The sequence below is a fragment of the Paraburkholderia sediminicola genome (genome assembly GCF_046027355.1).
GTDB classification, from domain to species: domain Bacteria; phylum Pseudomonadota; class Gammaproteobacteria; order Burkholderiales; family Burkholderiaceae; genus Paraburkholderia; species Paraburkholderia sediminicola_B.
Window position 1 is genome coordinate 63,523 of record NZ_JAQQEK010000010.1, and the last position, 26,428, is coordinate 89,950.

At 62.8% G+C, this 26,428-nt stretch carries 26 protein-coding genes; 16 read left to right on the plus strand and 10 right to left on the minus strand.

All coding sequences use genetic code 11. The annotated features are described in order from the left end of the window. Positions 1–14 precede the first annotated feature (14 nt). Positions 15–365: a BON domain-containing protein gene (locus PQR42_RS18625; protein WP_408208396.1), complete on the plus strand. Its 351-nt coding sequence runs from the start codon at positions 15–17 to the stop codon at positions 363–365. Between the two features lie 87 nt (positions 366–452). Here the strand turns inward: PQR42_RS18625 and PQR42_RS18630 are convergent, their stop codons facing one another. The 4 genes from PQR42_RS18630 to PQR42_RS18645 form a co-directional block, all read right to left on the minus strand. Beyond that, a complete protein-coding gene (locus PQR42_RS18630) occupies positions 453–1,874 on the minus strand; it encodes an aldehyde dehydrogenase family protein (protein ID WP_408387136.1) in 1,422 nt (473 codons plus the stop codon). A gap of 34 nt (positions 1,875–1,908) precedes the next feature. Further along, positions 1,909–2,826, minus strand: coding sequence for a TauD/TfdA dioxygenase family protein (locus tag PQR42_RS18635; protein WP_408493695.1), 918 nt, complete (start codon positions 2,824–2,826; stop codon positions 1,909–1,911). Positions 2,827–2,978: 152 nt separating this feature from the next. Further along, positions 2,979–4,667: a GMC family oxidoreductase gene (locus PQR42_RS18640; protein WP_408387135.1), complete on the minus strand. Its 1,689-nt coding sequence runs from the start codon at positions 4,665–4,667 to the stop codon at positions 2,979–2,981. Between the two features lie 79 nt (positions 4,668–4,746). Beyond that, entirely contained in the window at positions 4,747–6,036 is a 1,290-nt protein-coding gene (locus PQR42_RS18645) for an MFS transporter (protein WP_408387134.1), read from the minus strand. A 271-nt stretch (positions 6,037–6,307) separates the two neighbouring features. Here PQR42_RS18645 and PQR42_RS18650 point away from each other — a divergent pair, with 271 nt between their 5' ends. Beyond that, the gene (locus PQR42_RS18650; RefSeq protein ID WP_408387133.1) at positions 6,308–6,976 is read left to right on the plus strand and encodes an RraA family protein; all 669 of its coding nucleotides are present in this window, start codon (positions 6,308–6,310) and stop codon (positions 6,974–6,976) included. Between the two features lie 206 nt (positions 6,977–7,182). Here the strand turns inward: PQR42_RS18650 and PQR42_RS18655 are convergent, their stop codons facing one another. The 6 genes from PQR42_RS18655 to PQR42_RS18680 all read right to left on the minus strand — a co-directional run bounded on the left by PQR42_RS18655 (position 7,183) and on the right by PQR42_RS18680 (position 13,864). Next, positions 7,183–8,217 (minus strand): L-idonate 5-dehydrogenase, encoded by a 1,035-nt coding sequence (locus tag PQR42_RS18655; RefSeq protein ID WP_408387132.1) that lies wholly within the window; start codon positions 8,215–8,217, stop codon positions 7,183–7,185. 118 nt (positions 8,218–8,335) lie between these two features. After that, positions 8,336–9,775 (minus strand): NAD(P)(+) transhydrogenase (Re/Si-specific) subunit beta, encoded by a 1,440-nt coding sequence (locus PQR42_RS18660; protein WP_408208417.1) that lies wholly within the window; start codon positions 9,773–9,775, stop codon positions 8,336–8,338. Beyond that, a complete protein-coding gene (locus PQR42_RS18665; protein ID WP_408387131.1) occupies positions 9,772–10,104 on the minus strand; it encodes an NAD(P) transhydrogenase subunit alpha part 2 in 333 nt (110 codons plus the stop codon). Before PQR42_RS18665 ends, PQR42_RS18660 begins: the two co-directional genes overlap by 4 nt. Positions 10,105–10,114: 10 nt before the next feature. Next, positions 10,115–11,257 carry a Re/Si-specific NAD(P)(+) transhydrogenase subunit alpha gene (locus tag PQR42_RS18670; RefSeq protein WP_408387130.1) on the minus strand — a complete coding sequence of 381 codons (1,143 nt, stop codon included), beginning with the start codon at positions 11,255–11,257 and terminating at the stop codon, positions 10,115–10,117. 166 nt (positions 11,258–11,423) lie between these two features. Then, the gene (locus tag PQR42_RS18675) at positions 11,424–12,533 is read right to left on the minus strand and encodes a porin (protein WP_408208427.1); all 1,110 of its coding nucleotides are present in this window, start codon (positions 12,531–12,533) and stop codon (positions 11,424–11,426) included. Between the two features lie 122 nt (positions 12,534–12,655). Next, on the minus strand, positions 12,656–13,864 hold the full coding sequence (locus PQR42_RS18680) for an aspartate transaminase (RefSeq protein ID WP_408208430.1): 1,209 nt from the start codon (positions 13,862–13,864) through the stop codon (positions 12,656–12,658). Between the two features lie 274 nt (positions 13,865–14,138). Here PQR42_RS18680 and nac point away from each other — a divergent pair, with 274 nt between their 5' ends. The 14 genes from nac to PQR42_RS18750 all read left to right on the plus strand — a co-directional run bounded on the left by nac (position 14,139) and on the right by PQR42_RS18750 (position 26,423). Continuing rightward, positions 14,139–15,074 (plus strand): nitrogen assimilation transcriptional regulator NAC, encoded by a 936-nt coding sequence (nac, locus tag PQR42_RS18685; RefSeq protein WP_408208433.1) that lies wholly within the window; start codon positions 14,139–14,141, stop codon positions 15,072–15,074. Positions 15,075–15,201: 127 nt separating this feature from the next. Beyond that, positions 15,202–15,702: an acetyl-CoA carboxylase biotin carboxyl carrier protein gene (gene accB / locus PQR42_RS18690; protein WP_408208436.1), complete on the plus strand. Its 501-nt coding sequence runs from the start codon at positions 15,202–15,204 to the stop codon at positions 15,700–15,702. Positions 15,703–15,708: 6 nt separating this feature from the next. Continuing rightward, the gene (accC, locus tag PQR42_RS18695; protein ID WP_408387128.1) at positions 15,709–17,061 is read left to right on the plus strand and encodes an acetyl-CoA carboxylase biotin carboxylase subunit; all 1,353 of its coding nucleotides are present in this window, start codon (positions 15,709–15,711) and stop codon (positions 17,059–17,061) included. Between the two features lie 83 nt (positions 17,062–17,144). Further along, positions 17,145–17,816, plus strand: a complete 672-nt coding sequence (gene pxpB, locus PQR42_RS18700) for a 5-oxoprolinase subunit PxpB (RefSeq protein WP_408208442.1) — start codon at positions 17,145–17,147, stop codon at positions 17,814–17,816. Beyond that, positions 17,813–18,820, plus strand: coding sequence for a 5-oxoprolinase subunit C family protein (locus PQR42_RS18705; protein ID WP_408208445.1), 1,008 nt, complete (start codon positions 17,813–17,815; stop codon positions 18,818–18,820). Before pxpB ends, PQR42_RS18705 begins: the two co-directional genes overlap by 4 nt. Positions 18,821–18,823: 3 nt before the next feature. Continuing rightward, entirely contained in the window at positions 18,824–19,291 is a 468-nt protein-coding gene (locus PQR42_RS18710; protein WP_408208448.1) for an acetyl-CoA carboxylase biotin carboxyl carrier protein, read from the plus strand. 26 nt (positions 19,292–19,317) lie between these two features. After that, positions 19,318–20,085, plus strand: coding sequence for a LamB/YcsF family protein (locus tag PQR42_RS18715; RefSeq protein ID WP_408208451.1), 768 nt, complete (start codon positions 19,318–19,320; stop codon positions 20,083–20,085). Between the two features lie 173 nt (positions 20,086–20,258). Next, positions 20,259–21,017, plus strand: coding sequence for an SDR family oxidoreductase (locus PQR42_RS18720; RefSeq protein WP_408208454.1), 759 nt, complete (start codon positions 20,259–20,261; stop codon positions 21,015–21,017). Positions 21,018–21,280: 263 nt separating this feature from the next. After that, entirely contained in the window at positions 21,281–22,291 is a 1,011-nt protein-coding gene (locus tag PQR42_RS18725) for a 2-hydroxyacid dehydrogenase (RefSeq protein WP_408208457.1), read from the plus strand. A gap of 338 nt (positions 22,292–22,629) precedes the next feature. After that, positions 22,630–23,331 carry an amino acid ABC transporter permease gene (locus tag PQR42_RS18730; RefSeq protein WP_408387127.1) on the plus strand — a complete coding sequence of 234 codons (702 nt, stop codon included), beginning with the start codon at positions 22,630–22,632 and terminating at the stop codon, positions 23,329–23,331. A 1-nt stretch (position 23,332) separates the two neighbouring features. Beyond that, the gene (locus PQR42_RS18735) at positions 23,333–24,082 is read left to right on the plus strand and encodes an amino acid ABC transporter permease (protein ID WP_408208463.1); all 750 of its coding nucleotides are present in this window, start codon (positions 23,333–23,335) and stop codon (positions 24,080–24,082) included. Between the two features lie 27 nt (positions 24,083–24,109). Further along, positions 24,110–24,838: an amino acid ABC transporter ATP-binding protein gene (locus tag PQR42_RS18740; protein ID WP_408208466.1), complete on the plus strand. Its 729-nt coding sequence runs from the start codon at positions 24,110–24,112 to the stop codon at positions 24,836–24,838. 85 nt (positions 24,839–24,923) lie between these two features. Beyond that, positions 24,924–25,772: a transporter substrate-binding domain-containing protein gene (locus PQR42_RS18745; protein WP_408208469.1), complete on the plus strand. Its 849-nt coding sequence runs from the start codon at positions 24,924–24,926 to the stop codon at positions 25,770–25,772. Positions 25,773–25,883: 111 nt separating this feature from the next. Continuing rightward, positions 25,884–26,423: a gluconokinase gene (locus PQR42_RS18750; protein WP_408387126.1), complete on the plus strand. Its 540-nt coding sequence runs from the start codon at positions 25,884–25,886 to the stop codon at positions 26,421–26,423. The last annotated feature ends 5 nt before the right edge of the window (positions 26,424–26,428 follow it).

The following is a 26,428-nucleotide window of genomic DNA, read 5'->3' on the forward strand; positions in this document are numbered from 1 at the left end:
ACAGGAAAACATCGATGAATCAAAACAAGGTATTCACGCTGGTAGGTGGGGCGCTGCTCGTTCTGGCGTCACTCGACGTGTACGCGCAGAGCAGCGATGCGGCGCCTGTGCCCGCCCGGCCGTATGCATCGGACGCGAAAGTGGTCAAGGCCGCCGACCGCGCGCTCCAGAAGAACGTGATTCGCGCGCTGAGCAGAACGAAAGGCCTCAGGGCCGCCACGATTACCGTGCGGGTGCATAACGGTGCGGTGATACTGGAAGGAACCGTGCCGGAAGAGTCGCAGGTCGGTCTGGCGACTCAGGCGGCCGAAGGCGTCGAGGGTGTCACCTCGGTGACGAACGCGCTGACGTTGTCCACGTTGTAAAGCGTATTTCTAGCGTTCTGGTAATGATGCCAGGGCCTGCTCATGGGTTGTGAGCAGGCCCTTTGATTTGTACAAGGGCACTGGGCCTCAGCCCGTTACCGACTTGCACTCAAGAAACTCAGCCAACCCTTCGCTTCCGTACTCACGTCCGTTACCGGACGTCTTATAGCCGCCGAAGGGAACCGTAATATCCAGCATCGCGCCGTTGATGCGCACTGATCCCACACGCAGGCGCGCGGCCACGCGGCGCGCGCGTCCGGTGTCGCTGCTGGCGATATAGCCGGCCAGGCCGTATTCCGTGTCGTTGGCGATCGCAATGGCGTGTTCCTCGCCGTCGTACGGGATCATCACCAGCACCGGTCCGAAGATTTCCTCGCGCGCAATCGTCATGTCGTTGCGGACATCCGCGAAGACAGTCGGACGCGCGTAGAACCCTTGCGCGAGTCCTTCCGGCCTGCCGGGACCGCCGGCAATGACGCGGGCGCCCTCCTCGATACCGGCTCGGATCATGTGCTGCACCTTCTCGTATTGCGCGCGGTTCGAGATCGGGCCCATCCTGGTGGCCGGGTCCGCCGGATCGCCGACGACGATCCCATTGGCGACCGCCGCGGCAATCGCAACGGCGTCGTCGTATCGTTCGCGCGGCACCAGCATGCGGGTCGGTGCGACACAGGTCTGTCCGGAATTGACCATGCACTGGGCGACACCGCTCGTCACCGCTGCTTGCAGATCGGCGTCGTCGAGAATCAACAGTGGTGACTTGCCGCCGAGTTCCTGCGCGACGCGCTTGACCGTGGGCGCGGCACTCATGGCCACTTCGACGCCGGCACGTGTCGAACCGGTGATCGACACCATGTCCACATCAGGATGCGACGACAATCGCGTGCCGACGACACGTCCCTCACCGAAGATCAAGTTGAAGACGCCCGGCGGGGTGCCCGCTTCGTGCATGATTTCCGCGAAGATGACAGCGTCCAGCGGCGCGATCTCGGAAGGCTTCAGCACGACGGTGCAGCCTGCTGCCAGGGCCGGCGCGACTTTGGCGGCGATCTGGTTCAACGGCCAGTTCCACGGCGTGATCAATGCCGCGACGCCGACCGCTTCGCGGCGCACGTAGCTTTTGTCGTGATGAGTCTCGAACTCGAAATCGCGTAGCGTCTCCAATGCGGCCTGAAGCTGCGCGAGGCCGATTGCGGCCTGCAGATGCTTGCACAGCGTGATGGGCGCGCCGATCTCGATGCGGACCGCTTCTGCGATGTCGTCGAGCCGTGCGCGGTAGCATTCGATGATCCGCTCGAGCAGCGCGATCCGCGTGGCGCGGCTCGATTCCGACCAGGCCGGAAAGGCGGCCCGCGCCGCGGCGACGGCACGATCCGCGTCTTGCGCCGTCCCCATCGTCAGCCGTCCGGTCAGCGTCTCGGTGGCCGGATTGACGATGTCCGTTTGCGTGTTGCCGGCAGACGGCTCGACCCATTGGCCATCGATATAGAAGGTGTTCAGCGTTTTCATTTCGTTTCCTCAGGTTCTTCAGGCCGCGTCCAATTCAGGCCGCGACCGGACGATCGCCGATCACCGTCGCCCGCATCATGTGACGCGGGGCGGGGAAGTAGTCCTGCACCGCATAGTGTTGGCACGAGCGGTTATCCCAGAAGGCGATCGTGTTCGGGCGCCACTTGAGGCGGACCTGGTATTCGGGCGCCTGGGCCTGACGCAACAGGTACTGCAGCAGATCCATTTCGGCGAGTTTGTAGTCGAAGCCGACGCGATATTCCTTAGCGGTCAACCGGCCGTAATTCGACAGATGAGTCGTGAAGGCTTCGTTGACGTAGAGAATCTTCTCGCCGGTTTCCGGGTGGACTCGCACCACCGGATGCTCGACGGGCGGAAACTTCGCGCGCATCGCCGCGTGCTGGTCTTCGGGAACCGCAATGCCGAATAGCGGGAGGAAGTCGTGGACCGCCTTGACGCCGGCAATTCGCGCCTTCACGTCGTCGGGCAGATTCTCGTAGGCTGCCACCATGTTGATCCACATGGTGTCGCCGCCGACCTCGGGGCATTGCAAGCATCGCAACATGGAGCCCATCGACGGGATCTCGCGCCACGATACGTCGGAGTGGTACAGGTTCTCTCGACCGCGTTTGGTATCGTTGCGGCCGAGTATCACCAGTTCCGGATGCTCGGGATGGTGGGGAAACGCAGGATGAATTTCCAGTTCGCCGAACTGCTTTGCGACGGCGACGTGCTGGGCCGGCGTGATGTCCTGGTCACGAAAGAACAGAACCTTGAACTTCAACAGTGCGCGGCGCAACGCGGCGTAAGTTTGGTCATCGAGTGGATCGCGCAGGTCGACGCCGCGAATTTCCGCGCCGATTGTCGGCGTGTAGCGTTCGACGGCGAATGGCCAGGCGCCGGAATCCGGGTGCGGCACTGTCGAAGCGGGCGCGATCTCTGTTGCTTGCATGTCATGTCTCCATTGTTTGGGCCCGCATATGCCGCGGAACGTGAGGCTCGCTGCGGTTGGGGCGGTTTCACAGGCGGACGCGGTTTGCGTATGCCGGATTCTTCTTTCGCGCGTCGCTTTCTGCTGGCCGGCTCAGCGCGCGGAGCGACGATCTACCGGTTGTCGGCACGGATCAGATCGGCGGCTTTCTCACCGATCATGATGGCGGGCGCGTTCGTGTTGCCGCCAATTAGCGTCGGCATGATCGACGCGTCGGCCACGCGCAGACCTTCGATCCCACGCACACGCAGGCTCGGATCGACCACGGCCATCGCGTCGACGCCCATCTTGCATGTGCCGACCGGGTGATAGACGCTGTCGGCGTGACTGCGCACGAACGCACGGATCGCCTCTTCGTTCGAATCGTCCGGTCCGAAATCGTCTGTCAGCAGTTCCTTTCCACCCGCTTCAGCCAGCGCTGGTTGCGCAAAGATACGGCGGACGATCCTGACACCGGCGACCAGAGCGTCCATGTCGGCCTCCGCTGACAGAAAGCGTGGGTCGATCGACGGTGCGTCACGCATGTCCGCGCTACGCAGACGCACGTGACCGCGACTCTGCGGACGCAGGATGTAGGCGTGACAGGAGTAGCCATGCCCGAGCCTGCTGCGTTTCGCCACGTTGCGATTGCCGAGCAGAGCGAGGACGAACGCTAGCTGCACGTCTGGAATGGCCAGTTCAGGGCGGCTCTTCACAAAGGCGCCCGCCTCCGCGAAGTTGGAGCTGACCATGCCGCTGCGATCGCGCCGGTAGCGCCACATTCCGGATGCCAGCCGCAGAAAGCCGCCCGTCGAATAGCCGTAGAGGTCGTTGGACTTGACCTGTTTGTTGACGATCACGTCGAGGTGGTCCTGCAGATTCTCGCCGACGCCGCGCAGATCCTGGACGACCTCGATACCGTGGCTACGCAGATGCTCCGCCGGGCCGATACCCGATGCCATCAGCAGTTGCGGCGAATTGAAAGCGCCGCAGCTGAGGATGACTTCGCGCCGGGCCCGCAACGTTTGCTCGATGCCTTCGCGCACGACGCTGACGCCGCGCGCACGTTTGTCCTCGATGACAAGACGCAATACCTGCGTATCCGTGAGTACGTCGAGGTTCGGCCGGCCGCCGTTCAGATCCGAGTCTTTCGCGTTGCCGTTGTGCAGGTAGGCACGCGCGGCATTCCAGCGTTCGCCATTGAATTGCGTGACCTGATAAAGGCCGGCGCCTTCCTGCTCCGCGCCGTTGAAGTCCGTGTTCAGCGGCAAGCCGGCTTGCTGGGCGGCGTTCACGAAACGATGGGAGAACGGGTTGGGCGTGCGCAAGTCGCTGACGTGCAACGGGCCGTCCCCTCCATGCCATGGATCGTCGGTGCGCCCGGCGTGGCGTTGATTGCATTCGCTGCGGCGGAAATAGGGCAGAACATCGTCGTAGCCCCAGCCCGTACAACCCAGGGCCGCCCATTCGTCGTAGTCGTTGCGATGGCCGCGAATGTAGACCATGCCGTTGATCGACGAACTGCCTCCCAGTCCGCGTCCGCGCGGCTGATAGGAGGGGCGTCCGTCAAGGCCGGCCTGGCTCTCCGTGTGGTACGCATAGTTGCGCGCCCCGGCCTTTTGCACGGTCGATGCAAGACCTATCGGCACCCACACGCTCATGTGATGATCATGCGGCCCGGACTCGAGCAGAGCCACCGTGACCGATCGGTCCTCCGCCAGTCTGGCGGCCACCGCGCAGCCTGCCGAGCCTGCGCCTACGACGATATAGTCGTACTCCGCTGCGATCATGGTGCCGCGAGCGTTGTTATCAGGTCTGATCATGGTGCCTTTATTGAGTGAAAGAGGTTTGCGCACGCACAGCGGCCGTTGCCGCCATCAGCGCTGGCTTGGCAGAGGGGCATCAAGCCGCGGCCTGCGCAGCAAAGTGATGGAGTGTTTTGTGCGATCGATCTGGATGAAGCCAGCGCAGCGCGGCGAGGGCGGCTGCGATCAACAGTACGGCGCTGACAGTGAAGCCGAGTTCATAGGCATGGCTATTACCACCGCCGTAGACCTGCACGATCCGTCCCATCACGGCCGGCGCGAATGCGGCGCCAAGACTGGCCAGTGCCGTGTGGATCGCGACGAGCGATCCGCGCTGGCTGTCCGGGACCATTTCAGCGAGCAGCGCTGGAGCGAGCGTGAAGCTCAAAGTCGGCAGCGCGCCCGCGATCGCGAGTAGCGCCACTTTCTGCAACGGCGGCAAACGAAGCACCATGAGAGCGACATACAGCAGAGCCCCGGCAGCCGCCGACAGACAGATCAGATGAACACGCGCCTTGCGTGTGGACACGTCGCGTCCGAGCATGCGCTGGGATAACCAGCTCAGGCCCACGTTGACGGGTGTCGCGGTCGCGACCACAACGGCGAAGCAACGTCCGGCTTCGACGCCGTTGAATCCGAGCCCCTTTTCAAGGTAGGTGGGTATCCAGGTCAGGCTCAGGCCCAATGTCCAGTAGGCAGTGAATCCGAGTGCGAACACGGAGAGGACCGAACGGTCCGTGAGGATCCGCCGATAGGGCAGCCGGTACGCCTGAGCTCGCAGGATCGGGGCGGCTTGCTGTTTGCCCAGTCCGCCCTCGCGCCCAAAGCACGCCCACAGCACGCTCCACGTTGCGCCTATCGCGCCGAGCAGCAGAAAGTTCATCCGCCATCCCCACTGTCTCGTGACGAGCGGAATCAGCAGGCCGGCCAGCAGCATGCCGAAGGCCGCACCCTGATTGATGCAGGCGACAGGCAGATTGCGTTTCCGGTCGGGGAACCACTTGTACAACGCATGCACGGAGACTGGAAACGCCGGGCCCTCGGCGGCGCCCAGGATCACGCGGCAGATGAGAAGCCCCAACGCGCTCGTCGCCATGGCTTGCGGCAACTGGAGCACCGCCCAGCTCAGACCCATCGCCAGCAGTAGCCAGCGGGTCGGGAAGCGGTTTGAAAGAAACCCCACGAGGACCGTCGAAATGGAAAAGAGCCAGAAGAAGCTGCCGGCGACAAGTCCGAATTTTTCCGGCGAAAGATGCAGTTCAGCCGTCAACGGCACGGCCACCAGACCGAGCACGATCTTGTCCAGGAAATTGATGAGGGCGAGCCCCGTCAGCAGGAAGGTCATCGTCCATGCGGACTTTGCCTGGAAATCAGGGGAAGCGGTCATAGGTTGTCTCCTGTCGTCCTTCTGCTGGCGGGCTTCGCTGTCCCGACCGGTCATGCGGACTTTGTAGCGCCACGGTAAAGGGTACGGGAGGGTGGGTAACCACCCGGAACAGGTAGGTTAGGGAAAACCTTGTTCTCCGGCCGCCTGCGCGGGCACGACCGTGCTTCATAAGCGTTTCCTATCGTGCAAGAACGAACCCGTCTTGGCGTGATTCGCAGGGGCGATATACCGTTGTATCCGTGTCTCAGCCACCCGGAAGCCAAGATCGATCATGTACAAAGCCATCAGGAAAAACCCGTCGGCGGCTCAAGCCGCCGACACGATTCTTACCGCATTGCGCGCCATCCCCGTCTCTGCGCTCAGCGACAACATGCATCGCAACATCGGCAGTGTGGGACTCCATCCGTATCAACGGCCCAGCAAGCAGACCATGGCGGGCACCGCGGTTACCGTGCGCTCACGAGGCGGCGACAACCTCACTTACCTGCGGGCGCTGGAATTTTGCCGTCCCGGCGACGTGCTGGTCGTGGACGCGGGCGGCGATCTCAACAACGCCGTGGTCGGCGGGATTCTGTCGTTCTATGCGGCCCACGTGGGTGTTGTCGGTCTGGTGGTGGATGGCGCAATCCGCGATGTCGCGGAAATCCGCGAGCGGGATTTTCCGGTCTACGCGCGTGGCGTCACGCACCGCGGTCCGTATAAGGACGGTCCGGGCGAGATCAACGTGCCGGTGTCGGTCGGCGGCATGGTGGTGAATCCGGGCGATATCGTCGTCGGCGATCAGGATGGCTTGCTGGCCATTCCGCAGGACGATGCCGCACACGTCATCGAGCAAGCGCTAGCCGTTCTGGAAGCGGAAGCCGAAACCATGCGGGCGATGAAGGAAGGCCGCTGGAACCGCGCGTTCATCGATGCGCTCGAAGCGCGATGCAATAACTGAGCAATGCCTGGAGAGTAGCGCAAGGGCCGACGTCTGTTTTTTCCGACGTCGGCTTTGTCATGGTCCGTAAGGTTCGCCTGCCGGTCCGATTGAGGACAACGACGATTGCGCTTCGCGCGTGCCGGTAGCAAAAGATGACGTGACCGGCCCAAGTGGCGCGAAGCGGCGATCACGCATGGCTGCGCAATCACCGCTTTCGTGTGCTATCAATCGAAAGTCACCAGCACCTTCATCGCTTTGGAGCGATCGCCGGCGGTCTGGAATGCCTTGACCGAATCCTGATACGGGAAAATGCCCGAAATCAGGGGTTTCACGTCGATCAAACCCTTGTTCAGCAATTCGACGGCCACGGCGAACTCTTCGTGGAAACGAAACGCGCCGCGCAGATCGAATTCCTTGGCGACGATCACGTTGATCGGCAGGGCGATATCTCCGCCGAGTCCCACCTGGACGATCACGCCGCGCGGCTTGAGCACGTCGAAGCCGCCGCGCAATGCCGCCGCATTGCCGCTCGCTTCAAACAGAACGTCGAAGCTGCCCTTGTCGACGGCGAACGGCTTGAGCGCGTCCGGCGTTTCGGCGATGTTGATCGCGAGGTCCGCGCCGACCTTTAGCGCGCTCTCGAGCGGCAGTGTGTTGACATCGGTCACCACGATCGTCGCCGCGCCGGCCCTGCGCGCGGCGGCCACGATCAACGCGCCGATCGGCCCGCAACCCGTCACGAGCACGCGCTTGCCGAGCAGCGAACCCGCGCGCCGCACGGCATGCAGCGCGACGGACAGCGGCTCGGCCATCGCGGCTTCCGCATCGCTCAGCGAGTCCGCGACCACGTGAGCCTGAGAACGGTCGATCACGATTTCCTGCTGGAATGCGCCTTGCACGTGCGGCGTGCGCATCGCGCTGCCGTAGTAGCGCATATCCAGACAGTGGTTCTGCAGCCCTTGCTGACAGTATTGGCACAGACCGCAAGGCCGGCTCGGACTGATGGAGATCCGTGTGCCGGCCGGCATGTCCGTCACGCCGGGGCCCACACGCGAGACGGCGCCGGATACTTCGTGGCCGAGCACCATCGGTTCCTTGATGCGAACCGTGCCGAAACCGCCGTGATTGAAGTAGTGAAGATCGGAGCCGCAGATGCCGCCGGCTCGAACCCGTACCAGCAACTGGTTGGCTTCGGGTTCCGGCGTGGGCACCTCCTCGATGCGCAGATCGAGCGGTGCGTGAATGACGAGTGCATGCATGGTAAGTGCCTATAACGGTGAATGCGGGATCAGCACGCTATACGTTAGCGTTTAAAGGCGCGACCGACAAAGAGCAAAGTTGTCTGGGCCGATACCTGCCGCTTATGGATGCTCATGCTCACTCGAGCGCCTTGGTCATGTTTTCGATGACCTTCTTGGCGTCGGAAAACACCATCATCGTTTTGTCCATATAGAAGAGGTCATTGTCGAGGCCGGCGTAGCCGGAGGCCATCGAGCGTTTGTTGACGATCACGGTGCGTGCCTTGTAGGCCTCCAGAATCGGCATGCCGGCGATCGGCGACGCCGGGTCGGTCTTCGCCGCGGGATTGACCACATCGTTGGCGCCGAGAACGAGCACGACGTCGGTCTGGCCGAACTCCGCGTTGATGTCTTCCATTTCGAAGACCTGGTCGTACGGCACTTCGGCCTCGGCGAGCAGCACGTTCATATGACCGGGCATACGGCCCGCCACCGGATGGATCGCATAGCGCACGTCGATGCCTTTGCCGGTGAGCTTGTCGGTTAACTCCTTCAACGCATGCTGCGCGCGCGCGACGGCGAGGCCGTAGCCCGGCACGATCACGACCGATTCGGCATTGCCGAGCAGAAACGCGGCATCGTCGGCGGAACCGGATTTGACCGGCCGTTGCTCCCGCTTCGCGCCGCTGTCAGCCGCGGCTTCCGCGCCGAAGCCGCCGAGCAGCACGCTGAAGAATGAACGGTTCATCGCCCGGCACATGATGTACGACAGAATCGCACCGGACGAGCCGACCAGCGAGCCGGCAATGATCAGCATCGGATTGTTCAGCGAGAAACCGATGCCCGCGGCAGCCCAGCCCGAATAGGAGTTGAGCATCGAGACGACCACCGGCATGTCGGCGCCGCCGATCGGGATGATGATCAGCACGCCGAGCGCGAAAGCAGCCGCGGTCATGACGATGAAGGGCAGCCACGACTGCGTGATAAAGAACGCAATGCCAAAGCCGACCATGGCGATCGCGAGCGCGAGGTTGAGCGCATGCTGTCCGGGATACACGACGGGCGCGCCCTGGAACAACCGGAACTTGTATTTGCCCGACAGCTTGCCGAATGCGATCACCGACCCCGAGAATGTGATCGCGCCGATAAATGTGCCGATGAACAACTCGACGCGATTGCCATATGGCAGTTCACCGCCGAGCGCGGCCAATCCGAAAGCGGACGGCTCGGACACCACTGCATACGCAATGCAGACTGCGGCCAGCCCGATCAGCGAGTGCATGGCTGCAATCAGTTCGGGCATTTTGGTCATTTCGACCCGCGCGGCAACCACCGTGCCGATCGCGCCACCGACGATCAGCGCGACCACGAGCACCGCCAACCCGAGCACCAGATCCGATCCGAGCGAAGACGCCTGTTTCGCGATCAGCGCGAGCGTCGTCAGAATGGCGATCGTCATGCCGGCCATGCCGAAGGCGTTGCCGAGCCGCGCGCTTTTCGGATTCGACAGTCCTTTGAGCGCCTGAATGAAACACACGGAGGCGACGAGATACAACAGCGTAACGACGTTCATACTCATTGCGCGACTCCGTTAACGGCGTTTGCGGCAGGCTTTTTCGCTTCTTTTTTCCTGAACATTTCGAGCATGCGGCGCGTCACGAGAAATCCGCCGAACACATTGACCGCCGCCAGCGCCACGGCGATTGCACCGAACGCCTTGCCCGCGCTGCCCACGGTCAACCCCGCGGCCAGCATGGCGCCGACGATGACGATCGCGGATATCGCGTTGGTGACGGCCATCAGCGGCGTATGCAGGGCGGGCGTCACGTTCCAGACGACGTGGTAGCCGACATAGATCGCCAGCACGAAGATGATGAGATTGGTCGTGGTGTGGGTGATGAGTTCCATCGCAGTGTCCTTAGGCGGTTTGCGGGATCGAGGCGTCCTGACCCAGCAAGGTGGCCGCCACGATGTCGTCGCTGGTGTCGATCTTCAGATTGCCGCCGGCGTCGATGATCAGCTTCAGAAAATCGAGCACGTTGCGAGCGTATAGCGCGGATGCGTCCGTGGCGACCATGGCCGGCAGATTCGTATAGCCGGCGATCTGCACGCCGTGCCGCAGCACCACGGCATCGGCTTCGGTCAACGGACAATTGCCGCCACGCCGGTCGCCGACGCTTTCTCCTTTGCCAGCCGCGAGGTCGATGATCACCGAGCCTGGCTTCATCGTGCGAACCGTGTCTTCGTTGAGCAGGGTGGGCGCGGTGCGCCCCGGAATCAGCGCGGTCGTGATGATGATGTCGGCCTGCCTGGCCCGCTCATGCACCAGCGCGCCCTGGCGTGCGATCCACGAGGGCGGCATGGGCCGCGCGTAGCCGCCTACGCCTTGGGCGGCTTCGCGCTCTGCGTCGGTTTCGCATGGCACATCGAGAAACTTGGCGCCCAGCGATTCGATCTGTTCCTTGACGGCGGGACGCACGTCCGAGGCCTCGATCACGGCGCCAAGACGCTTGGCGGTGGCAATCGCCTGCAATCCCGCGACACCCGCTCCGAGGATGAGTACGCGCGCGGCTTTGACGGTGCCCGCGGCGGTCATCAGCATGGGGACGAAGCGTTGGTACAAACTGGCCGCCAGCAACACGGCCTTATAGCCGGCGATATTGGCTTGCGACGAGAGCACATCCATGCTTTGAGCCCGCGTCGTACGCGGAATCGATTCGAGTGCGAAAGCGGCCACGCCCGCGGCGCGAATTTGCGCGACCTGATCGGCGTCGAACGGATTGAGCATGCCGACGAGAATCGCGTCGCGCTTCATTTTCCGGAGCTCGGTTTCTGTCGGCGCCTGCACCTTGAGCACGACGTCGGCCGCGAATGCTTCGGCTGCGCCGACCAGCGTGGCGCCCGCCTGGGCGTAGGCCGTATCGGGGAAATGAGCGCGTTCACCTGCGGCGCTCTGGACCAGAACGGTATGCCCCTGCGCGGTGAGTTTTTTGACCGTTTCCGGCGTGCCGGCGACACGCGTTTCGCCGGCGCGGCTTTCGGCAGGGATGCCGATTCTCATGAGTGTTTCCTCCAGAAGCGAATGGATGGGATGGGCGGATCGAGGTCCGCCTTTTTTCGATGCCGGGACGTGCATTGACGATCGGGACGCGGCAGCGCGTCCCGATGTGGTTTGGCTGTTGAAACGTGCTTCCGGTGTCGAGAGATGCCGGAAGAAAACGCGGGAGTTAGAACTTGTGGCGCAAACCGATCGCGGCTTCGAACAGCGAATTGAAGCCATAGAACGGCTGGTTCGAGCCGGACGCGGCGGCGAGGGTGGTCCATGCGCCGGTCAGATGGTTGTAGTCCACGCCGACATAGACGTCGGTCCGCTTGCTCAGCAGGTAATCGAGCGTCGGGCCGCCGGTGATGCGCGTGCCGCTCTGGCCCGCGTGGTGGACGAAGTCGATATAGAACGGCAGATCGAGCACGAGCGCGGGCGTGATGGTGTACTGAAGGGCCGTGGAGAACGAGTCGTTGCGATAGTCGGCCGGATAGACGTGGCTGTAGATATACGAGGCGTACACCTTCGCCGGGCCGAATTTATAGGTCGCGCCCGCCGTGAAGATCTTTTGCGAGCTGTCCGGAATCGTCACGCCGAAGTAGGTGCTGCCGTAGGCGGTGGTCGAAGGATTCAGGCCGCCAATGTCGTTGACGATCTGGTAAGCCGCACCGACGCTCAACGGGCCGTTGTCATAAGACAGGCTCACGGCCGGCGACGAGTTCTGGTGAATGCTGCCCGCTGTCTGGCCGAACGTGTACGCGCCCTTGAGAGTGAAGCCGGCAAGCGTCGGCGAGGTATAACGCACGGTATTGTCGAGACGGCCGCCGCCGGTCAGGCCCGCGCCCTGAAAGCCGACCGTGCCGGTGTAATTGGCGAACGCATAGATATCGTGCATCCACCCCATTTCGTGCACCAGGGTGTATTGCCGGCCCGCCGTCACCGTGCCGTAGGGCGTGCTGAGCCCGACCATCGCGGTACGGCCGAACAGGCGCGCCGCGCCGGACGGCGTGGATTGCTGCGTCACGCCGGTATTCGGCGTGAAGCCGCCTTCGAGCTGGAAGATCGCAGCCATGCCGCCGCCCAGGTCTTCGGTTCCCTGCAGGCCCCAGCGGCTTCCCTGAATCTCGCCGCCGCTACCCATCGTGAAAAGCTTCCCGCCGGATTTGTTCTGGTGGGTGTCGTAGCGCACGGCTTCGTCGATGATGCCGTAGAGGGTGACGCTCGATTGTGCGTGCGCGATCCCCGAAATGGCCAGTCCAAATCCAGTTAGTATGCCTAAAGTATGCTTTTTCACGAATAGATCCCCTTGCAGATTGACGAAAAGATGGAAAGCTCCAAGCCGACTGCCGCGTCCTGTCGGCGCGGCATGTCTTTTTACGAGGCGACGATGCGGTCTATCGCATCGCCGCCGTACTCTCAGTTCAAAGCGGCGACTGCGGCAGCGATCTTCCTGCAACCCTCGTCGATGATCTCGATGCTCGTGGCGATCGACATCCGGAAGAAAGGAGAGACGCCGTAGGCCGATCCGGCAACCAACGCGACGCCCGCGTGCTCCAGCAGATACAGCACCACGTCGACGTCGCCTTCGAGACGCTTGCCTTGCGGCGTCGTGCGGCCGATCATGCCGCTGCAATTGACGTACAGATAAAAGGCACCGCCGGGCGTTTTGCAACTGATGCCGGGAATCGCGTTGAGCGCTTCGAGCGCGTGGTCGCGTCGCTCGCGATAAGTCCGCACGGATTGCTGCACGAAGCTCTGATCGCCGGTCAGCGCCGCAAGCGCCGCGGCCTGACTGATCGAGCTGGCATTGCTGGTGGATTGGGACTGGAGCGTGTCCATCGCGCCGATCAGGTCGGCGGGGCCGGCTGCATAGCCGATGCGCCAGCCGGTCATCGCGTAAGTCTTGGAGACGCCGTTGACGACCAACGTACGCGAGCTGAGTTCGGGTTCGATCGACAGCAGATGCTGCGACGCTTCGCCTTCGAAGCGGATGTGCTCGTAGATGTCGTCCATCATCACCAGCACTTGCGGGTGACGCAGCAGCACGTCCGCCAACGCGCGCAGTTCATCGGCCGCGTAGGTCGCGCCGGTGGGATTGGTCGGTGAATTGATGATCAGCCAGCGCGTGCGCGATGTGATCGCCGCCTCGAGCGTGGCGGGCGTGAGCTTGAAACTGTCCGCCTCGGTGCAGGGCACGACGACCGGCACGCCATCGCAGGCGAGCGCCATGTCCGGGTACGAGACCCAGTACGGCGCGGGAATCAGGACTTCGTCGCCCGCTTCCACGGTCACGGCGAGCGCGTTGAAGATCGCGTGTTTGGCGCCGCATGTGACGATGATGTGCTTCGGATCGTACGACAGGCCGTTCTCGCGTTGCAGCTTCGCGGCGATGGCGGCGCGCAGCGCGGGCGTGCCCGCTGTTTGCGTATAGCGTGTCTCGCCACGCTCCATCGCTTCGAATGCGGCCTGGCGAATATGCGCCGGCGTGTCGAAGTCGGGTTCCCCGACCACGAGGTTGACGATGGTCTTGCCCTGCCGCCGCAGTTCCGCGGCGCGGTCGGCCGCGGCGCTGCTCGGCGAAGGTTTGATTCGCTGGACGCGGGCGGCGATGCGCGATGCACTCACACTTGACTCCTCAACAGCATTTAACGAGCCTTCACATTAAGCGTGAGAAAAAGTTCAAGCCAAGACGTCTTTCCGCTGGGGCAATAACATCCGCTTATGACGCGAAGACACGCGCGCGAGTCCGGCTCCCGCAGCCGTGGTCCATGCGGGGAATACGCTGACACAGCGCCTTTTCCGGCATGCCAGAGCGAGCAGGGAGTTTTTTAAGCACTGTGCGGCGGGCGGCGCTTGCCCTATCATTGTTGCCATCCCCCAACGTTGAGACGCGACTACCGTGAACCTGCGGCGTTTGAAGTACTTCGTGAAGATCGTCGATATCGGCAGCCTGACCCAGGCCGCCGAAGTGCTTCATATCGCCCAGCCGGCGCTGAGCCAGCAACTGATCACGCTCGAGGACGAGTTCCAGCAACAACTGCTGGTGCGCACGAAACGCGGCGTCACCGCCACCGAGGCAGGGGCCACGCTGTATCGCCATGCACAGCTGATCCTGCGCCAGTACGAACAGGCGCAGGCCGACGTGAAAAGCGCGGGCCAGACGCTGTCAGGCCAGGTCTCGGTGGGCCTGGCGCCCGGCACCGGGGCATCGGCGCTGTCGTTGCCGCTATTGCGAACCGTGCGGGCCCGGCATCCGGACATCCTGCTGTATATCAACGAGAACTTCGGCACGACGCTCAGCGAACTGATCATGAACGGCCGCATGGACATGGCCGTGCTGTATGGCGACAAGCCTGTGCACGGCCTGTCGTTCCAGCTTCTGATGAACGAGGAACTGTTCCTTGTCGCGCCGCGCAGCATGGGCATCACGCAGGAGCAGATCGGCGTGACCGAATTGCGCGATGTGCCTTTGCTGCTGCCGCGTCCGTACAACTATCTGCGCAAATACGTCGACGAAGGATTCGCGCGCGTGCAGATGATCCCGAAAGTGGTGGCCGAAATCGAATCGGCGTCGACGCTCTCGGCGGCCGTGAGTGCGGGTATCGGCGCGACGATCCTGCCCGATTCCACCGCGCGCGTGGTCGCGGCAGCGGGCGATATCGTGCAATGCCGGATCGTTTCGCCGGTCATCAAGATTCCACTTTCGGTCTGTCTGTCCGACCATCTGCCGCTTTCCGAGCCCGCCGCGGCCGTCAAGGACATCCTGCTGGAACTGGCGGGCGACCTTGCGCTCGACGTGCGCTTCGAGCCCGGCGCCGATACCGCCGATACATAAGCGCGCCTTATCGCTACAAAGCCAAACCGTCTTGGCGCAATTTTTATGTGACGGATACATTGAGTCCATCGTCGATCGCCCGGCTTGCAGTGAGCCGGAGTGCATCCAACCGGCTACGGACTCAGTGATGGATCTCCAGAAGATTAAGGCGCTTATCGACCTGTTGGCGGAATCTCCGCTTCGCAAGCTCGAAGTCATCGAGGGCGAGGAAAGGGTCAAGCTCGTGAAGGCCAAACGGCGCGGTAAGCGGGCCGATGCGCCATCGGGCGAGGAAAGCGCAGCCACGGCATTCGCCCCCGAAGCGCAAGGCACTCAAACGCCGGCGCCGGCTCAAGCCGTCGATACAACGCGCACAATCCCAGCAGTCTCCGCAACTTCCGCAACCGCGCATGAACCGCAACTCGTCCGTGCGCCCATGTTCGGCGTCGTTCATCTGACACCGGCGCCCGGCGAGGCGCCATTCGTCAACCCCGGCGACACGGTCGAGGAAGGGCAAGTGCTCTGCACGATCGAGGCGATGAAGATGTTCAACGCGATCGAGTCCGAGTTCAGCGGCGCTGTGCTGGAGATTCTGGTGACGCCGGGCAGCGAGGTCGAATCCGGCCAGCCGCTCTTCCGGATCGGCTGAACGACCATGTTCAATAAAGTACTGATCGCCAACCGCGGCGAAATCGCGCTTCGAATCCAGCGCGCCTGCCGTGAACTGGGCCTGAAAACCGTCGCCGTGCATTCCGAGGCCGACGCCGACGCCCGCTATGTCCGTCTCGCCGACGAGGCGCTGTGCATCGGCCCTGCTTCGCCGGGGCAGAGTTATCTGAACCGGACCGCGATCCTGTTCGCCGCGCACGTGAGCGGCGCGCAGGCGATTCATCCCGGTTACGGCTTCCTGTCGGAGAACGCCGATTTCGCCGCGCAGGTCGAGGCGGCGGGCATGGCCTTCATCGGCCCCGAACCGGATTCGATCCGCACGATGGGCGACAAGGTCGCGGCCAAACGCGCCATGCGCGCGGCCGGCGTGCCCTGCGTGCCGGGCCCGGACGGCGGTTTGCCCGACGACTCCGCCGAGATCCTGCGCGTCGCCGAGGAAATCGGCTATCCGGTGATCGTCAAGGCGGCGGGCGGCGGCGGCGGACGCGGCATGCGCGTCGTGCCCGGCCCCGAACAGTTGCTCGAAGCGGTCTCGGTGACACGCGAGGAAGCGCGCCGCGCCTTCGGCAAGCCCGAACTCTACGTCGAGAAGTTTCTCGAGCATCCGCGTCACGTCGAAATTCAGGTCTTGTGCGATACGCACGGCAACGCGCTGTGGCTGGGCTCGCGCGATTGTTCGCTGCAACGGCGTCATCAGAAAGTATTGGAAGAAGCGCCCGCGCCCGGCATCGATCCGGAACTGATCCGGCAAGTGGGCGAGCGCTGTGTCGAGGCGTGCCGGCAGACGAATTACCGCGGCGCTGGCACCTTCGAATTCCTGTTCGAGAACGATCAGTTCTTCTTCATCGAAATGAACACGCGGCTGCAAGTCGAGCATCCCGTGACGGAAATGACGTCGGGCATCGACATCGTGCGGGAACAGATTCGCATCGCCCAAGGGCACGCGCTGACGATTCGTCAATCGGACATTCGCACTCAGGGCCATGCGCTGGAATGCCGGATCAACGCCGAAGACCCGTTCACCTTCGTGCCCTGCCCGGGCAAGATTTCCGTGTGGGAGCTGCCGGGCGGCAACGGCGTGCGGGTCGACTCGCATATGAGCGGCGGCGCTGTCGTGCCGCCTTACTACGACTCGCTGATCGCCAAGGTGATCACGCACGGCGCAACCCGTGACGAGGCACTGGCGCGCATGCGTCTTGCGCTCTCGGAGATGCGCGTCGAAGGGATTCGCACCAACGTGCCGTTGCATCGGGCCATGCTCGAAGACGAAGGATTCGGCGCAGGCGGGGTCGATATTCATCATCTGGAGCGCTGGCTCGCCAAGAGGAAACAGACATGACGCTGACTGTTGAACATGCGTCGATCGCGCACGCGGACGCAGTCGAACGGCTACGACCGGATTCACACAGGACTGCCCTTGCAATGAAACAGGACGAATCGGAGCAGCCGCTTCGCATCAGCATGCTGGGCACCACGGCGATGCTGTTCGAAGCGCCGGGCGCACTCGATCTGCATGCGCAGCGCCGCATCTGGGCGCTCGCGCGCGAGGTCGAAACGTGGCCGGGTGTGCGTGAAGCGGTGCCCGGCGTGACCAATCTGATGCTGACGTTTTTCACGCCGCCAGCGGACCTGGATTCGCTCGACGCTGCATTGCGCGACGCGTGGGCCGCGGCCGGCGAGTTGCAGATCGACGGACGCGTCGTGGAACTGCCGGTGGAGTACGGCGGCGAGTTCGGGCCGCATCTGCAGGACGTGGTGGATCACACCGGACTGTCCGTCGATGAAGTCGTGCAGCTGCACTGCGCGCCGCTCTATACCGTCTATGCGCTCGGCAGCCATCCGGGCTACTGCTACCTCGGTGGAATGGACCCGCGAATCGCCACGCCGCGGCGCAAGGTGCCGGTGCTTGGGTTGCCGGGCGGTGCGGTGTCGATCGGCGGCGTGCAAACCGGTGTTTCGGCATCCGCGGGACCGAGCGGCTGGAACACCATCGGCCATACGTCGATGTCGTTCTTCGACCCGGCGCGCGCGAACCCCGCGACGCTCGCACCCGGCGACATGATCCGTTTTCGCGTCGAGAGGATTGTTCCATGATCGAGATACTGTCTTCGTCCGCGCTCGCGACCGTGCAGGACCAGGGTCGCGAAGGCTATCTGCGCTACGGCGTGGGGACGGCCGGCGCGATGGACCGGCTCGCGCTCGCGGTCGGCAACCTGTTGCTCGGCAATCCAGACGATGCCGCCGGCATCGAGATTCCGATGTTCCCGTTCCGCATCCGCTTCCTTGAAGACCTCGCATTCGCGATCACCGGCGCCGATTGCGCGGCGCGTTTGGGCGAGCGGCCGGTGTTGCCGTGGTGGACGGTGCAGGCGAAACAGGGCGACGTGCTGACGATCGGCGTACCGGCCAGCGGCACACGTTGTTATCTGTCGCTTGCCGGCGGCGTGGATGTGCCGGTCGTGCTCGGCTCGCGCAGCACGCAGTTACGCGGTCAATTCGGCGGCTACAACGGCCGTCAGTTGCAGAAAGGCGATGTGCTCAAGGCGGCTGAGCTGGCCGGCCGCGCGGCGTCGCAGGATCCTGCGCACGCGGCGGGCTTCGGCACGGTGCCACCGGAGTACTCGTTGCCGGCGCCGTCATCCGTTCCCGCAGCCGAAGCGGGCGAAACCGTGGTCCGCGTGCTGCCCGCCGCCGAATACGACTGCTACCAGCCGGAGTCGCTGGAGACCTTCTGGCGCGACGGCTGGAAAGTGACGCCGCAAAGCGATCGTTACGGATATCGCCTTGCCGGCCCGACGTTGGTCCCGACGCATGCGATCGAAAAGCGTTCGCATGGCATCGTGCCGGGCGTGATCCAGGTGCCGCATAACGGACAGCCGATCATTCAACTGCGGGATGCGCAGCCGTCGGGCGGTTATCCGAAGATCGGCACGGTCATCGAAGCGGATTTGTGGCGGCTTGCGCAGGCGCGCATTGGTACGAAGATTCGCTTTGTGAAGACGACCTATCCTGAAGCCGTTGCGGCACTGGACGAACTGAACGGCTATCTCGTCAAAGTGCGTAATCTCGTTGAGCTCTTTCGTCCTTCCCGACACTGAAACATGACCCAAAAAAACGAAGTGGATATCGGCGAGCTTCGGCAGATCACGTCGTGGCTGGCAGCGGTCGATATCGAGTTCATCGAAATCAGCAGGGCCGGGACGACGGTTCGCTTGACGCTGGAGCGGGCCTCGTGTGCGGCCGATGCAAGCGCGACGGATCATGTGGTTTCGCAGGCGGTTTCAGCCTCGGCAGCGGCGCGGGCATCGAACAACACGCAACCGCAGTCCGTCAGTGTGAATGCCAGTTCGGCCGGCATCTTTCTGGCGACGCATCCGGCGCACTCGACGCCATTGGTCGAAGCGGGCGCTCAGGTGAAACCGGGCGACATCGTCGGCTTGCTGCAGATTGCGCAGTTGTGCATTCCGCTGGTCGCACCAGTGAACGGCGTGGTGACGCGCACGCTTGCCGCGCACGGAACGACAGTCGGGTATGGAACGCCCTTGCTCGAGCTCTCGCCGGCGGCGTAGAGCGCTCAAAGAACGGAGAGTGAATTGTGGAAATCGACCTGAACGCGGACCTTGGTGAAGGCTTCGGACCGTACCGGATGGGCGAGGACGAAGCGATGCTCGATATCGTCTCGTCCGCCAACGTCGCGTGCGGCTATCACGCGGGCGACCCCGTGATCATGGACAAGACCGTGCGGATGGCTCTGGCGCGCCAGATCGATGTCGGCGCGCACGTGGGTTTTCCCGACCTGATGGGCTTCGGCCGGCGGCAGATTCAGGCCGACCCGCTGGAGCTGGCGAACTACGTGGTGTATCAGATGGGCGCGCTCGCCGGCATTGCAAAAGCCGCGGGGCATCGCGTCACGCACATGAGCTTTCACGGCGCGCTGGGCAACATGGCCGCGGCGTCGTACGTGCTGGCCGAGCCGCTGGTGCGGGCCGTCGCCGAGTTCGACCGCGATGTGATCATCAGCGTTTCGACGAATACGGAAATCGAGCGGGCCGCGGATCGTATCGGCATTCGCACGGCCAACACGTTTCTCGCCGACCGTGCCTACGACGACCAGGGCGCGCTGGTGTCGCGCAAACTCGAGGGCGCGGTCATCAAGGACCGCGCGGCCGTGCTGGCGCGTGTCAAGGAATTGCTCGAAGAGGGCACCATCACGACGATCACCGGCAACAAGCTCAAGATCGCGGTCCAATCGATCCTGCTGCACGGCGACACGCCAGGCGCCGTCGAACTCGCGCGCACGGTGCGCGGCGTGATCGAATCGGCGGGTGGCCGGGTGGTGCCGGTGTCGAAGCTCGTGCGCTAGGCGGCGCATCGGCGAGCCCGGCGAATCCGGCGAATCCGGCGAACCATAAGCCGGCCTTATCGCTACAAAGCCAATCCGTCTTTGCCCGACGTTTTCACGGCGTATACATTGGTAACAGGCTTGTCGCACGCCTCGAAGGTGCGGTATTTCAGAACTACAGATAGAGGTCATTCATGCCGTTTTCAGACTATAAGACCGCGCTGGTGACGGGCGCTTCGACAGGGATGGGTGCGGCGATCGTCGAGCGCTTCCGCCGTGAAGGACTCGAAGTGCATGCGCTCGCCCGCAACGCCGATCGTCTGAATGAACTGGCGGAGCGCACCGGTTGCATCCCGCACGCGATCGACGTGCGCGATCTGGCGGCGCTGACGAAACTCACGCAGGACGTTCCGTTCGATATCGTCGTGAACAATGCCGGCATATCGACCAAAGGCTCGATTCTGGACGCCGGGGCCGAAGACATCGATTTGCAGGTGGAAGTGAATCTGCAAGCGGTCCTGCATCTCGTGCGCCTCACCATGCCGGGCATGGTCGAACGGGATCGCGGCCATATCGTCAATATCAGCTCGATCGCGGGCATCTACAACTTCAACGGCAACTCCATTTACAGCGCCACGAAGGCGGGTATTCACGCGTTGTCGCGGCAGTTGCGCGTGGACGCGACGGGCAGGCGTGTGCGCGTGACGGAGATCTGCCCGGGCCGTGTTGCCACGGATATCTTCGGTCACGTGCATGGCGATATCGAAGAGGCGCGCAAGAAGTTTATTGATGGCTTCGAGCTGCCGCTGCCCTCAGATATTGCCGATGCGATTGCCTTCGCGATCGCCGCGCCGCTGGCGGTCAATATCAGCAATATGGAAATCCTGCCCACGCTGCAGGTGCCCGGCGGTCTGACGACGATCAAACGCGATCCGGCTGGCAACGACGCATAAGTCCACGCCTGTCTTCGGTTCGTGCCGCGCGACTTGCGCGCCAGGCCGGCGGTGCTGCTGCTGCCGGCGGTGCGCGGCCGGATCCCATGTGCGCGAGCACGCCGAGACCTTCATGCCGACGGCGCGGCCATTCCGTTGCAATCGCGAGATATCGACCGCGGTGACCCGCGAGGTCGGCGCGTTCGGCTAAGCCATTCCGACTCTTGCGCGGCCAATGGCCCATGCGCAAGAAACATCACCCGAGTTCTACAAGGAGGTTTTCCATGCGTGCATCGGTACTGGTTACCCGTGCGTCATTTCCGGACATCGTCGATCGTCTGCGCGCGAACTTCGACGTGACCGACAACCCGGAAGATACGATCTGGACGCAGCAGGAGCTGATCGCCCGGTTGCAAGGGAAAGTGGGCGCCATGACGGCAGGCAGCGACAAGATCGACGCGACCTTGCTCGATGCCTGCCCGCAGCTCAAGGCAGTGTGCAATATCGGCGTCGGCTACAACAACGTCGACGTGGAAGCCTGCACCGCGCGCGGCGTGCTGGTGACGAATACGCCCGACGTGCTCACCGGCACCACCGCCGACTTCGGCTTCGCACTGATGATGGCAACAGCCCGGCGCATCACCGAGTCGGAACACTTCCTGCGCGCGGGAGAATGGACCAAGACCGGGCGCTACGACATGTTCGTCGGCAGCGACGTGCATGGGGCGACGCTCGGCATTCTCGGCATGGGCCGCATTGGCCAGGCCATCGCGCGGCGCGGCGCGTTCGGTTTCGACATGCGGGTGATCTATCACAATCGTTCGCAACTGGCGCCGGATGTCGAGGCGAGCTGCCGGGCCCGCTATGTCGACAAGGAGACGCTGCTGCGCGAGTCCGATCATCTGATCGTCGTGGTGCCGTACTCGGCCAGCTCGCACCATGCGATCGGCGCGGCCGAGCTCAAGCAGATGAAGTCGTCGGCCACGCTGACCAATATTGCCCGCGGCGGCGTGGTGGACGATGCGGCTCTCGCGGTGGCGCTTAACGAAGGCAGCATCGCGGCGGCCGGTCTGGACGTATTCGAAGGCGAGCCGGTGGTCTGTGCGGCGCTGCTCGCACAAAAGAACGTGGTGTTGACGCCGCACATCGGCAGTGCGTCCGTCAGCACGCGGCGTGCAATGGCGTCGCTTTGCGCAGACAATTTGCTCGCCGCGCTGGGTTGCGGCGCTTCGGCCGGCAAGCCGCCGACACCGGTCAATCCGCAGGTGCTGGCTCGCCCAACCGCGGCAGCCTGAGCGAAGACCGGCGCGGCGGGCCGCGCCGGCGTCGTTTCGCGAGAAATTGTGCGCGCCCGCAGAGGCGCGCATCCACTGATGAGGCGTTCAAAGAGGCGCCGCATACAGGAGACAAACACCATGCAGAACCCCGTCTGTTCCGTTGCCGGAAGCCCGCTCGCTTCATCATTCCCGAAACTTATTGCACCAGAAGAAAGGCCTCTGCAACGGCCTTTTTTTGCGAGCTAGTATCAATTCAACACGGGAGTCGACGACGACCTCCGCAGAGATAACGATGCCGCCGCAGGTCGAATCAGACCGTGGTCATCGCTTCGATCCGAATCACTGGGATGGGCAACATGAAACTTCATTTTGATCTGGCGACAGTGCTGCAAGGCGACTACGGGGCGCTGTTCCTTCACGGGATCGAACTCACGCTCGCGATGGCCGCGCTGGCATGGACCCTCTCGCTGATGGTGGGCATTCTTCTCACGCTGATCCGCCTCACCAACAATCGTCTCGCCACGGCCTTCGTCGCGGCGTTCGTTGCATACCATCGCAATGTGCCGATGCTGGTCCAGATCCTGTTCTGGTACTTCGGCATTTCGAACATCTTGCCGGACTCGCTGCAGACCGTACTGAACCACTACAACGGTCAGTTCATCTTCGCGGTGATCGCGATCGGCTTGTGCAGTGCGGCTTATCTGAGCGAGGACATCCGCAGCGGACTGCGCGCGATTTCCTACGGTCAGTATGAAGCCTCGCGCGCGCTGGGTCTGAACTTCCTGAACGGCATGCGTTTCGTGATCTTGCCGCAAGCGCTGCGCAATTCGATTCCGCCGATGGTCAATCACGCGGTGCTGCTGTTCAAGAACACGAGTCTCGCCATGGCAATCGGCGCCGCGGAGCTGACGTATGTCACCCGGCAAATCGAGAACGAAACCTTCCTGTCCTTCGAATCGTATTTCGTCGCCACGGTGGTGTATCTCGGCCTGTCCCTCGTCATCATGCTGGGCGGCGCCAGGATCGCGATGCACTACCGCATTCCGGGAGTGAAGTGACATGTTCGACATCCTGCGCGACAACTGGACGCTGCTGCTTATCGGGCAGTATCCGCATGGACCGCTAGGCGGCATCGTGCTGACGATACTGCTGTCGCTGTCGGCACTCGTGATTGCTTTTCCGTTGGGGATTCTGGTCGCCCTGGCGCGTATCAGCCCGTTCCGCTTTCTGCGGGCGCCGGCCACCGGACTCGTCTACATGGTGCGCGGCATTCCGCTGCTGATGGTGATCTTCTGGGTGTACTTTCTCGTGCCTGTGCTGACCGGCTATCCGGTCACCGGATTCGTCACGATGCTGTGCGCGCTGGTGATCTACGACTCCGCGTATCTCGGCGAGATCATCCGCGCCGGCATCGAGGGGCTGCCGAAAGGGCAGGCCGAAGCGTCGCGTGCGCTCGGCATGAGCTACATGAAGACCATGCGCGCGGTCATTCTGCCGCAAGCGCTCTACAACGTGGTGCCGAGCATGGTCACGCAGTTCGTTTCGACGATCAAGGAAACGTCGCTCGGCTACATCATCAACGTGCAGGAGATCTCCTTCGCGGCGGATCAGATCAACAACCGGCTGCTGACCAAGCCGTTTCCGGTGTACCTGATTCTCGCCTTGAGCTACTTCGCCCTCTGTTATGCGCTGACGCAGCTTGCGCAGTATCTGGAGCGGCGCGTGACACGCAAGCGTGCCGGTGTCGTGGCGAAGACCCGCAAGGCCGACGCCGTCGCGCTGGCCGACCCGCTGCCCACCGAGAACTAGGCGTTCAATCACATCGAGGTAATTCGCATGATCAAGTTTTCCAGCGTCAACAAATGGTACGGCGAATATCACGCTCTCGTGGACGTGAACGCCGAGGTTCGCAAAGGCGAGGTCGTGGTGGTGTGCGGGCCGTCCGGCTCGGGTAAATCGACTTTGATTCGCACCGTCAATCGGCTCGAAGAGATCAACCGCGGCCAGATCTTTTTTGATGGTCAGGATATTCACGACAAGAAGCTGGGTCTGAATGCATATCGCAGCCGGGTCGGTTTCGTGTTTCAGCAGTTCAACCTGTTTCCGCACCTGTCCGTGCTGGACAACATCACGCTTTCGCCGATGCGTGTGAACGGCCTCAAGCGTGCGGAAGCGGAACGCAAGGCGGCGGATCTGCTGTCGCGTGTGGGTCTGTCGAACAAGGCCAAGGCTTTCCCGCCACAATTGTCCGGTGGCCAGCAGCAACGTGTCGCGATTGCACGAGCACTGGCAATGGATCCGCCCGCCATGCTATTCGACGAGCCGACCAGCGCGCTCGACCCCGAAATGGTCGGCGAAGTGCTGAACGTGATGAAGAGTCTCGCGCAGGAAGGCATGACGATGATGTGCGTCACGCACGAGATGGGCTTTGCACGTGAAGTCGCCGATCGCGTGTGGTTCATGGATGCAGGGAAGATTCTCGAAACAGCGGAGCCGGAAGAGTTCTTTTCGCGTCCGAAACACGAACGCGCGCAGCGATTCCTGTCCGATCTTCGTACGCATTGAGGCGAGGGGTTCGCCTCAGCGATTCGGTTTGCCCACCTTTGATCAGCAATGGGTTGCTTTACACATACACTTCAGGAGCATCACGATGCAGGTAAAGAAAGTTTTTGCGGGGATGTTGGTCGTAGGCGGTGCGGTTGCATCGATTGCCTCGGCCCATGCTGATCAACTGGCCGACATCAAGGGTCGCGGCGAATTGAGTTGCGGCGTGTATTCGAATGTCGAGCCGTTCTCGTATCCGAACGCGCAGACGCGGCAGCTCGAAGGCATGGACGTGGACCTATGCAACGCCGTGGCGAAGCAACTGGGCGTGAAGGCGAAGCTGGAGCCGTTGGCCGTGGAAGCACGCATTCCGCAATTGAAGCTCGGGCGCGTCGACATCGTGGTGGCGAACCTGGCCTATACGAAGACGCGTGCCACGCAGATTGCCTTCAGCGACTCGTACTACTCCACCAAGGAAGTCCTGGTCGTGAAGAAAGCCGACGCGAGCAAGAAACTGGCTGATTTCACGGGGCAGAAGATCAGCGCCGCCGACGGCTCGACGTCCGCGCAGTCGATTCCGATTTCGATCAAGGATGGCCAGGCCGTGACCTTTCACGATACCAGCTCGGCGTTTCTGGCACTCGAGCAGAACAAGGTCAAAGGCTTCGTGACCAATCAGATGACCGCCACGAAGATCGCGAAGCAGGTGGACGGCACGGACGGCGCGGTGGCGATTGCGTCGGAGCCGATGCTGATCGAGCCCATCGCGGTGGGTTTGCGGCAGAACGAACCGGCCATGCTGAGCGCGGTCAACAAGGCGCTGGCGGCGATGGAGCAGAGCGGCGAGATGAGCGCGATCTTCAACAAATGGCTCGGACCGAAGACGCCTTATGGTCTGACGCGCACTGACAAGGTCACGCCGATCAACCAGCTCAAGTTCACGCCGGTGTCCTGAAGCGGAAAGCGTGCGCTGTAGCGGTGCGCTCATCGGCGCACCGCTGCCGCTTGAATGGCCGGCGCGATCGGATCGATCGTCTGCCGGAACAACGTGGCTGGATTGTGCAACGTGACAGAAAAGATAGTGGTGATGGGCGTGTCGGGCTCGGGCAAGTCGACGCTCGCGCGTGAGTTGGCCGTCGCGCTGGCGGGCGTGTTTATCGAAGGGGACGAGCATCATTCGGCGGAAAGCCGCGACAAGATGTGCCGCGGTATCGCCTTGTGCGACAGTGACCGCGAACCATGGTTGGATCGTCTTGCCGGGCAGATGGACGAGATTCAAGGCGTCGCGGTACTGTCCTGTTCCGCATTGAAGCGGCATTACCGGGAGCGCATGCGCGCGCGTGTCGCCGGGCTGCGATTCGTGTTTCTCGACATTCCCTTGTCCGCGGCGATTGCGCGCGTGGCGGGACGGACCGATCATGAGTTTCCCGCGACGCTGGTCGCGGATCAGTTCGATACGCTCGAGTCGCCTGTGGGCGAAGCCGGAGTGCTTCATCTTTGCGCGTCGCAAGACAGCGCTTGCAACCTGCGAGAGGTCATGCAATGGTTGAGCGCAACCGCTGGCACGCAATGGAAATCGGAAGAATTAGAATCGAGGAGAGGTTGAGTTGA

What these genes read in the sequence shown, in the direction of transcription:
- PQR42_RS18625 (WP_408208396.1), top strand. Translation starts at nt 15, where the DNA reads ATGAATCAAAACAAGGTATTCACGCTGGTAGGTGGGGCGCTGCTCGTT.
- PQR42_RS18630 (WP_408387136.1), bottom strand. Translation starts at nt 1,874, where the DNA reads ATGAAAACGCTGAACACCTTCTATATCGATGGCCAATGGGTCGAGCCG.
- PQR42_RS18635 (WP_408493695.1), bottom strand. Translation starts at nt 2,826, where the DNA reads ATGCAAGCAACAGAGATCGCGCCCGCTTCGACAGTGCCGCACCCGGAT.
- PQR42_RS18640 (WP_408387135.1), bottom strand. Translation starts at nt 4,667, where the DNA reads ATGATCAGACCTGATAACAACGCTCGCGGCACCATGATCGCAGCGGAG.
- PQR42_RS18645 (WP_408387134.1), bottom strand. Translation starts at nt 6,036, where the DNA reads ATGACCGCTTCCCCTGATTTCCAGGCAAAGTCCGCATGGACGATGACC.
- PQR42_RS18650 (WP_408387133.1), top strand. Translation starts at nt 6,308, where the DNA reads ATGTACAAAGCCATCAGGAAAAACCCGTCGGCGGCTCAAGCCGCCGAC.
- PQR42_RS18655 (WP_408387132.1), bottom strand. Translation starts at nt 8,217, where the DNA reads ATGCATGCACTCGTCATTCACGCACCGCTCGATCTGCGCATCGAGGAG.
- PQR42_RS18660 (WP_408208417.1), bottom strand. Translation starts at nt 9,775, where the DNA reads ATGAGTATGAACGTCGTTACGCTGTTGTATCTCGTCGCCTCCGTGTGT.
- PQR42_RS18665 (WP_408387131.1), bottom strand. Translation starts at nt 10,104, where the DNA reads ATGGAACTCATCACCCACACCACGACCAATCTCATCATCTTCGTGCTG.
- PQR42_RS18670 (WP_408387130.1), bottom strand. Translation starts at nt 11,257, where the DNA reads ATGAGAATCGGCATCCCTGCCGAAAGCCGCGCCGGCGAAACGCGTGTC.
- accB (WP_408208436.1), top strand. Translation starts at nt 15,202, where the DNA reads ATGGATCTCCAGAAGATTAAGGCGCTTATCGACCTGTTGGCGGAATCT.
- accC (WP_408387128.1), top strand. Translation starts at nt 15,709, where the DNA reads ATGTTCAATAAAGTACTGATCGCCAACCGCGGCGAAATCGCGCTTCGA.
- pxpB (WP_408208442.1), top strand. Translation starts at nt 17,145, where the DNA reads ATGAAACAGGACGAATCGGAGCAGCCGCTTCGCATCAGCATGCTGGGC.
- PQR42_RS18705 (WP_408208445.1), top strand. Translation starts at nt 17,813, where the DNA reads ATGATCGAGATACTGTCTTCGTCCGCGCTCGCGACCGTGCAGGACCAG.
- PQR42_RS18710 (WP_408208448.1), top strand. Translation starts at nt 18,824, where the DNA reads ATGACCCAAAAAAACGAAGTGGATATCGGCGAGCTTCGGCAGATCACG.
- PQR42_RS18720 (WP_408208454.1), top strand. Translation starts at nt 20,259, where the DNA reads ATGCCGTTTTCAGACTATAAGACCGCGCTGGTGACGGGCGCTTCGACA.
- PQR42_RS18725 (WP_408208457.1), top strand. Translation starts at nt 21,281, where the DNA reads ATGCGTGCATCGGTACTGGTTACCCGTGCGTCATTTCCGGACATCGTC.
- PQR42_RS18730 (WP_408387127.1), top strand. Translation starts at nt 22,630, where the DNA reads ATGAAACTTCATTTTGATCTGGCGACAGTGCTGCAAGGCGACTACGGG.
- PQR42_RS18735 (WP_408208463.1), top strand. Translation starts at nt 23,333, where the DNA reads ATGTTCGACATCCTGCGCGACAACTGGACGCTGCTGCTTATCGGGCAG.
- PQR42_RS18740 (WP_408208466.1), top strand. Translation starts at nt 24,110, where the DNA reads ATGATCAAGTTTTCCAGCGTCAACAAATGGTACGGCGAATATCACGCT.
- PQR42_RS18745 (WP_408208469.1), top strand. Translation starts at nt 24,924, where the DNA reads ATGCAGGTAAAGAAAGTTTTTGCGGGGATGTTGGTCGTAGGCGGTGCG.